This window comes from Pseudoalteromonas obscura, from assembly GCF_030135505.1.
In the GTDB taxonomy this organism is placed as follows: Bacteria; Pseudomonadota; Gammaproteobacteria; order Enterobacterales; family Alteromonadaceae; genus Pseudoalteromonas; species Pseudoalteromonas obscura.
Genome location: NZ_JASJUT010000011.1, coordinates 238271 through 244987 on the forward strand (window position 1 = coordinate 238271; position 6717 = coordinate 244987).

The 6717-nt window shown below is 42.0% G+C and carries 6 protein-coding genes and 1 riboswitch; of the genes, 4 read left to right on the plus strand and 2 right to left on the minus strand.

Annotated elements, in window-relative coordinates:
* Positions 1 to 162 precede the first annotated feature (162 nt).
* Both QNM18_RS21595 and thiI read left to right on the plus strand, forming a co-directional pair.
* Entirely contained in the window at positions 163 to 819 is a 657-nt protein-coding gene (locus tag QNM18_RS21595) for a TetR/AcrR family transcriptional regulator (RefSeq protein ID WP_023397407.1), read from the plus strand.
* A gap of 175 nt (positions 820 to 994) precedes the next feature.
* On the plus strand, positions 995 to 2452 hold the full coding sequence (thiI, locus tag QNM18_RS21600) for a tRNA uracil 4-sulfurtransferase ThiI (RefSeq protein ID WP_211011981.1): 1458 nt from the start codon (positions 995 to 997) through the stop codon (positions 2450 to 2452).
* A 13-nt stretch (positions 2453 to 2465) separates the two neighbouring features.
* On the opposite strand, the gene QNM18_RS21605 is transcribed toward thiI, so the two are convergent.
* Together QNM18_RS21605 and QNM18_RS21610 are read right to left on the minus strand one after the other, a co-directional pair.
* Complete coding sequence (locus QNM18_RS21605) at positions 2466 to 3362, minus strand: ketopantoate reductase family protein (RefSeq protein ID WP_284138403.1); 897 nt, start codon at positions 3360 to 3362, stop codon at positions 2466 to 2468.
* A complete protein-coding gene (locus QNM18_RS21610) occupies positions 3359 to 3712 on the minus strand; it encodes a VanZ family protein (RefSeq protein WP_211011983.1) in 354 nt (117 codons plus the stop codon). Before QNM18_RS21610 ends, QNM18_RS21605 begins: the two co-directional genes overlap by 4 nt.
* A 204-nt stretch (positions 3713 to 3916) precedes the next feature.
* Here QNM18_RS21610 and QNM18_RS21615 point away from each other — a divergent pair, with 204 nt between their 5' ends.
* Together QNM18_RS21615 and QNM18_RS21620 are read left to right on the plus strand one after the other, a co-directional pair.
* Positions 3917 to 4399: a YajQ family cyclic di-GMP-binding protein gene (locus tag QNM18_RS21615; protein ID WP_211011984.1), complete on the plus strand. Its 483-nt coding sequence runs from the start codon at positions 3917 to 3919 to the stop codon at positions 4397 to 4399.
* A gap of 85 nt (positions 4400 to 4484) precedes the next feature.
* Positions 4485 to 4656: riboswitch (cobalamin riboswitch) on the plus strand.
* A 40-nt stretch (positions 4657 to 4696) separates the two neighbouring features.
* Positions 4697 to 6553 carry a TonB-dependent receptor domain-containing protein gene (locus QNM18_RS21620; protein WP_284138404.1) on the plus strand — a complete coding sequence of 619 codons (1857 nt, stop codon included), beginning with the start codon at positions 4697 to 4699 and terminating at the stop codon, positions 6551 to 6553.
* Positions 6554 to 6717: the final 164 nt, after the last annotated feature.

A 6717-nucleotide genomic window follows, 5' to 3' on the forward strand; every position in this document is an offset into this window, starting at 1 on the left:
GTAACACTAAAAATTTTTGCTATGTTAGCAAGCTTCTCAAGCAAATTCACTGGTCTGCTTTCAAATTTGCTCATTTAACCTTGTATATGTTTAGTGCTATTTTCAATTAACCAAGTGGCCGCTAAGCCGTTAGTATAATTAAGCGTGTAAAGAGAGTCGGATATGAATACCAAGGAAAAAATAATTCGTACGAGCATAGCCTTGTTTAACCTGCATGGTGAACGAGCGATAACTACCAATCATATTGCCTCTAATATGGGCATAAGCCCCGGTAATTTGTATTATCACTTTAAAAATAAAGAAGATATTATTAGACATATCTTTTCTCTTTACAGTGAGCATTTAAGTACTCACTTCAAGCCGCTGAGTATTGACCATGAACCGTTGGAACAATTGACGCAATACTTAGATTCACTGTTTGAACTGATGTGGCGATATCATTTTTTCTACGATAACCTGACGGATATTCTGGCCCGTGATAAAGGTCTAAAAAAAGACTATATAGAGTTTCAATCGCAGTTGTTTGAGCAAGTAAAAGCGGTTGTTATCGGCCTGCGAAGTGCTGGTGTCATTGATATTGAGGATTATGATGTTGATGAATTGGCTCACATGTTAAAAATGGTTGTGAGTTTTTGGACTCCTTATGTCAAAGCGCGACGGTTAACAGGTGTATTAGAGCAAAAAGATATCTATAACGGCATTGTTAAAGTATTGATGCTGTTTAAACCCTATGCCACACAGATGAGCAGCGACAAGATTGCACAGCTGCGTGATTACTATCAGGAGCAAGCGGACACCAGTTTGCCAAGCATTGCTTAAATACATTTTTCAATTCAAGCTGCTGATTTACTTGGCAGCTTAATGTTTCAACTGTAATCAAGTTGCCATTCTGTCTGTTTATTTCCTAGTCTTTAATAAGTTTGTTATAATCCCGCGCCTTAAAATGATTCAACGTTTTGTACGTTTATAGTTTCACACCAGCGAGTAACTTCTTATGCTTAAATTTATCGTCAAGCTGCACCCTGAAATTGTCATCAAAAGTAAGTCAGTGCGTAAGCGTTTCACTAAGATTTTAGAGAAAAACATTAAACTCTTGCTCGGTCGTGTTGATGAGGCAGTCGCAGTTAAAAATAACTGGGATAATATCACCGTGGTTAGTCAGTTAAGTGATGACAATACTCGGTTGGCTTTAATTGATGGTTTAAAGCGGGTACCAGGGATCACCTTGTTTCTTGAGGTCCAAGAAGTCACTTTTGAAACGCTTGACGATATTTACCAACATACGTTGCCATTAGTGCGTGAGCAGATAGAACACAAAACGTTTTGTGTGCGTGTAAAGCGCCAAGGTAAGCACGATTTTACGTCTAGTGATGTTGAGCGTTATGTCGGTGGTGGCTTGAATCAGAATATTGAAACGGCTCGCGTTAAATTGACCAGACCTCAAGCGACCGTGAAAATAGAGATTAAAGATCAGTTTGCTTACATTGTGCGAGCTCAGTATCGTGGCTTAGGTGGATTTCCACTGCCTACCCAAGAAGATGTTTTATCACTTGTTTCCGGTGGATTTGACTCTGGTGTGGCAACTTATCAAATGATCCGCAAAGGCGCGCGTACACACTTCTTATTCTTTAACTTAGGTGGCGCCGCTCACGAAATTGGTGTGAAGCAGGTAAGTCACTATCTTTGGAAGCAGTATAGCTCTACCCACAGAGTGAAATTTATTACTGTCGATTTTGAGCCTGTCGTCGCTGAAATTCTAGAAAATGTTGAAAACAGCCAAATGGGTGTTGTACTCAAGCGCATGATGATGCGTGCGGGCAGTGCAGTGGCACAAAAACTGGGTATTCAAGCACTCGTAACAGGAGAGAGTATCGGCCAAGTTTCAAGCCAAACTCTAGCCAACTTAAGCGTAATAGATCGGGTTACAGACACCTTGATATTACGCCCACTTATCCAAAATGATAAAGAAGAGATCATTCGTATCGCGAGAGAAATTGGCACCTGTGAGATGGCTGAAGCGATGCCGGAATATTGTGGCGTTATTTCTAAAAAACCAACGGTTAAAGCGGTACTGGAAAAAATCGAAGCGGAAGAGGCAAACTTTGACTTTGACGTATTGGATACCGTGGTAGGCAACGCGGTTATTAAAGATATTCGCGATATTGAGGCCGAAGCAAAAGAAGAAGTGAAAGAAGCTGACAGTGTTCAGGAGCTGCCGGAAAATGCAGTGGTCGTGGACATTCGCTCACCTGAAGAGGAAGATGCAGATCCGCTAGAGATAGAGGGCATTGAAGTGATCCACTTGCCGTTTTTCCGTCTCGCGACCAAATTCGGTGACCTGCCTCAGGATAAAGATTATTTCCTGTATTGCAGTAAAGGGGTTATGAGTCAGCTGCAAGCCTTGATTTTGCACGAAAACGGCTTTACTAAAGTAAAAGTGTATAGACCATAATAAAAGAGCAGGCTTAAGCCTGCTCTTTTATTTTTACCTGTTGCCACAAGGTCTCATTCTCTGTGGCTTGGTATCCGTACTTTTTTGCGGTGGTCGCGATATAGCCGCATATTGCGTCAATTTCAGTTCGGCGTTTTAACTTGATATCTTGGGCCATAGATGAGGTGTTATGCTGTGTCAGCGCCATTACTTTATAGGCGCGCGCTAACTCTGTTGCGAGTTGCAATTTCACTCCTTCACATTGAGCAACAAAGCAGGCTTCATTGAGTAGTTTTAACACCTGTGTTGCGTAGGCCGGGGTTTGCAATGCACCGTTTGGGCACTGCATCAAAGCTGTCAAAGGGTTAATTGCAATATTCACACACAACTTTTGCCAGCGGACTTCTGCAATATCATTGGTGAGCTCAATGGGCTCAAAGTATTGCATAAAGTACCGATCGTATAGCTCTGTAATTTGGTTCTTGGCTTGCGCATTGCAAGCCCCTAGCTGAGTAAGTCCAGGCCCTTTGAATATCACGGTATTATTATCAGGTTTCATCCCTCCCATTGACGTACTCAAGAAGTAGAGAGCTTGGGTCGGTTGCAAAATGCTGTTGAAGTGATTGAGATCGCTCATCCCGTTGTGGCTCAAAATCACATTGGCATCATGGCTTAGGTGGGGGGAAAGTGCTTCCATGGCCGAGACCAATTGGTAAGCTTTGACTGGGACAATACATGTGTGGATTTTACCACTGAGGTCCTCTAGCGTAGTCATTTTAACATTTAATTGGCGACGCTGCTTGCCATCGATAAAAAAGAATGCTTGCTTTGAAGCAGTGCGAGTGATTAAAGTCACCGAGTGGTGATGTGACAGCTTTTCGGCGAGCAGTAAGCCGACGGCACCACACCCCAAAATGTAAATATCACTCATTGCTCGCCTCGGCGCAGCCTATATTTGCGAAATAGCCAGATGGCGACAAAATAGCTGATGGCTCCCATCACGTCGGCAATAAAGTCACCGAGTGATGCTTGTCGATATGGTAATGTAGATTGCATCCATTCAACTGCAGCACCGTAGCTGATTAAGAGTGTCATATGAAACCAAATTTTGAATCTAAATGCGTGGTGGGAAAAAAACGCCAGCGCGAAAAACACGCCAAAATGCACCACTTTGTCTAGGTGTTCAATTCTAACAACATGATTTTTAACTTCTTTTGCAAACAGATAAGTAATGACTATCAAAAATAACAGCAACAGTGTTCGATATACTTGTCTTGTCACATGCACTCCAACTCCAACGTGATGAAGAATCAGTATAACACTGAAATATTAAAAATGGCTTAATAGTAAACGTATGAATAGTCAGCAGTATATGTGCTTGACCGTTTCTAAAAAGAATGAGCGTAAGCAGTGAGTAAAAAACTATATATTATTGCGTATGAGCGTTGTTATAATTCTCCGTAAATTTGTTTTGAGGAGAAAGCAATGCCTTCTTTTGATATCGTATCTGAAATAGAAATGACGGAAGCTAGAAACACCGTTGACAATGCAAACCGTGAACTGGAAACGCGCTATGACTTTCGTGGTGTTGAGGCTTCAATTGAGCTTAAAGATGAAGTGATTCAATTAAAATCGGAATCTGAACAACAAGTAATGCAACTGTTCGACATGGTGGTTGGCAAAGCTGCAAAACGGGGCTTAGATGTTGGCAGCTTCGAGTTGAAAGATGTAGAGCGCAGTGGTAAAACCTTTGCTCGTAAAGTAGCCTTGAAACAAGGTATTGATAAAGATATGGCGAAAAAAGTAGTCAAACTTATCAAGGACTCTAAGTTAAAAGTTCAAGCAGCTATTCAAGGTGAAGAAGTGCGCGTAACGGGTAAAAAACGTGATGATCTACAAGAAGTCATGCAGCTGATCCGTACTGCTGAACTTGGTCAGCCTTTCCAGTTTAAAAACTTCAGAGATTAACCTTAAAGCTATGAGAGTTTCGGTGTTTAAATATAGCACTGGAACTCTAGACGTCCATTGACAATCCCCCCTTAAATCTCGGACAATATGCGCGGAATTTCGAGGTGCCAAAAAATATATACGGAACATAAATGTAATGGATAATCGGGAAGTTGGTGCGCAAGTATAGGACTTGGTAAACCCAACGCTGCCCCCGCAACGGTAAAACTAATTTTAAATGGTTGAGCCCGGAGACCGGCCTTGAATTTGACTTATTTGATGAAACTTTGTGCGGTGGGCACAAAGTAGGGGATCTTCATGATAAAAATATCTGCGCTAAGCGCTGCTGTAATCGCAGCGGTTTCATTTCACACGTCTGCTTCTCAAGAAATTGAACGCATTACAGTAACCGCAAATAAAATTGAACAGTCACAAAAAGATGTGTTAGCAGCTGTGTCGGTTATAGACCGCGCTGACATTGAGCGCAGTGGCGCACGTGACCTTGCAACAATATTATCTCAGCAGGCTGGAATTCAAATTAATGCAAACGGTAGCTTTGGTCACACGACGAGTATTGCATTGAGAGGCGGAAGTTCAGATCATACTTTAGTGTTGATTGATGGTATCCGAGTGGGTTCAGCGACATTGGGTTACAAGTCGATTGAAAAAATTCCATTGCAAAGTGTTGAGCGTGTAGAAATCGTAAAAGGCTCACGCGCTGCGATTTATGGTTCGGACGCAATGGCAGGTGTGATCAACATTATTACTCGTCGAGCTGAACATACCACAGCTGATGTCACTGTTGGCAGTAACAGTTACCGCAATGGACAAGTGGCGACGTCTTATAACCATGAAGATCTGACAATATTGGCTAATTTAGGCTATGAAGAAACCGATAATTTTGACGTTTTGCAAGGAACACAGCCTGATTCAGACGGCCACGACAATACCAGTTTAGGCCTTAAAGCCGAGTATCAAATCGCACCTGACAGCAAGATATTTGCAGCTTTCCAAGGCAGTGAAGGGGACACATTCTACGATAACCCTTTTGGTGCACAAAACGACACTGCATATCTCGATGAATACGATAACCAAGTGGTGAGTTTGGGCTTCGAGACTCAGTTTGGTCAATCTTCACACGCGTTTACAGTGACAAAATCCCAAGATGAATCAGTGAGTGTAGACGAGTCTAAGAGACAGAAAACGATCACTAAGCGCACCATACTTAACTACGATGGGCATATCGATGTACAAGAAAACCTAGTTGTTCTGGGCGGAGTAAGTGCATCAGAAGATGATGTATCAGCTTCGACGTTAGTTTATGAGCAAAGCACACGAGATACTTTGGGTGTGTTTGTGGGATCAGTATATGAATATAATCAAGCGCTTGTTGAAGCGACAGTACGTTACGATGACGATGATCAGTTTGGCAGTGAAGTCACACACAGCGTAGCATTAGGATACAAGGTACATCGTGATGCAACATTTAGGTTTGCACACAATACAGGCTACAAAGCACCAACTTTTAATGACCTGTATTATCCCGGCTCTGGAAACCCGGCGCTATTGCCTGAAGAGTCAGATAACTTTGAGCTTGGCTTGAAGGCGTCACTGGCTGATACCACAGTTGATTTTGCAGTTTATCGCACCGATTATACAAACAAAATAGCTTGGGCACCGAACGCTCAAGGCAATTGGGCACCTGCCAATATTGACAATGCTTTGCATCAAGGTATCGAGGTCAGTGTGTTAAATACGTTGATGTTCGGTATAGAGTCTAACTTTAATTATGCTTTTGTGAACGCCAAAGATGAGTCGAAGGGCAAGCCGCTGCCTCGCATAGCTAAGCACTCTGCCAACTGGTTGCTTGCAAAGCAATGGGATGAGCTTGAGGTGGTAACTGAACTTCAATTCCGAGGTCAACGTGATAGCTCTAGATCTACGCCTACTGGGGAAGCTTTCAACTTAAGTTCATATACATTGGTTAATTTAGCGGCCAATTACGAATTATCTGATGCACTAAAACTATCGGCGAGAATAGAAAACTTGTTTGATAAAGAATATGGTGCGGTGGTATCTAGCCTAGTAACGAATGAACAAAAAGAGGTCGTTTCTGTAAACTACTACAATACACCTGAACGACGCTTTTTTGTTAATTTACAATACCGCTTTTAAGTCATAAAAAAGGTGAGCTAACGCTCACCTTTTTTACTTTAAATGTCCCGTCCTAAATAAGGTTGACACTTTTCCAACTTAAATTTGGAGAATGTCATGACATCAATATCTAAGAGAACTCAAAAAGATTATTCGCTTGCCTTTAAATTATCCGTTGTTGATAA

Excerpts from the sequence above, each read along its gene's own strand:
- QNM18_RS21595 (WP_023397407.1), top strand. The coding sequence starts at position 163 with ATGAATACCAAGGAAAAAATAATTCGTACGAGCATAGCCTTGTTTAAC.
- thiI (WP_211011981.1), top strand. The coding sequence starts at position 995 with ATGCTTAAATTTATCGTCAAGCTGCACCCTGAAATTGTCATCAAAAGT.
- QNM18_RS21605 (WP_284138403.1), bottom strand. The coding sequence starts at position 3,362 with ATGAGTGATATTTACATTTTGGGGTGTGGTGCCGTCGGCTTACTGCTC.
- QNM18_RS21615 (WP_211011984.1), top strand. The coding sequence starts at position 3,917 with ATGCCTTCTTTTGATATCGTATCTGAAATAGAAATGACGGAAGCTAGA.
- QNM18_RS21620 (WP_284138404.1), top strand. The coding sequence starts at position 4,697 with ATGATAAAAATATCTGCGCTAAGCGCTGCTGTAATCGCAGCGGTTTCA.